The sequence below is a fragment of the Streptomyces sp. PTL18 genome (genome assembly GCF_059510295.1).
This window is the reverse complement of the sequence record NZ_JCAJZO010000126.1, coordinates 1-683: the sequence shown is the minus strand read 5'-3', so window position 1 is coordinate 683 and position 683 is coordinate 1. Positions and strand designations below refer to the sequence as shown.

Below are 683 nucleotides of genomic sequence, written 5' to 3'. Positions count from 1 at the left end.
GGCAGGGCAGCTGTGGACGCGGGCCGGGGTCGGGGATCTGATCGCGAAGTTGTACCGGGTGCGGCTGACCGAGCAAGGGGTGGGCAAGTACCTGCGCCGCTGGGGGCTGTCCTTCCAGCGTCCGGACAAGCGGGCCGTCGAGCAGGACGCGGAAGCGGTCCGTGTCTGGCGGGAGGAGACCTGGCCGGCGATCCGGGCCAGGGCGAAGGCGGAGGGCGGCGAGGTGCTCTTCGCCGACCAGGTCGGCATCCGTTCCGACCAGGTCACCGGCCGCACCTGGGGCGCCAAAGGGTGCACCCCCGTCGTGCGCCGCTCGGGCAACCGGTTCTCGGTCAACGCGATGTCCGCGATCAGCACCAAGGGCCGCATGCACTTCATGGTGTTCACCGAGACCTTCGACGCCGACGTCATGTGCCGCTTCCTGGACCGGCTCGCAGGCCACTTCGACCGTAAGGTGCACCTCGTCGTGGACGGCCACTCCGCGCACCGCTCCCGCAAGGTCCGCGCATGGCTCGCCGATCACCCGGACCGCATCGAGCTGCACTTCCTGCCGTCGTACTCGCCGGAGCTGAACCCCGACGAGTTGGTCAACGCCGACCTCAAACGGAGTCTGCCCATGCACAGCCGGGCCCGTGACCAGGCCCAACTCGCTGCCGAGACCCGCCGGTTCTTCCACCGCCGCC

The 683-nt window shown here is 70.0% G+C and carries 1 protein-coding gene; it reads left to right on the top strand.

All coding sequences use genetic code 11. The features are described from left to right. Window positions 1-683, top strand: a 683-nt coding sequence (locus tag AC5WS8_RS39290; RefSeq protein ID WP_496108259.1) for an IS630 family transposase, incomplete at both ends; no start/stop codon positions are given.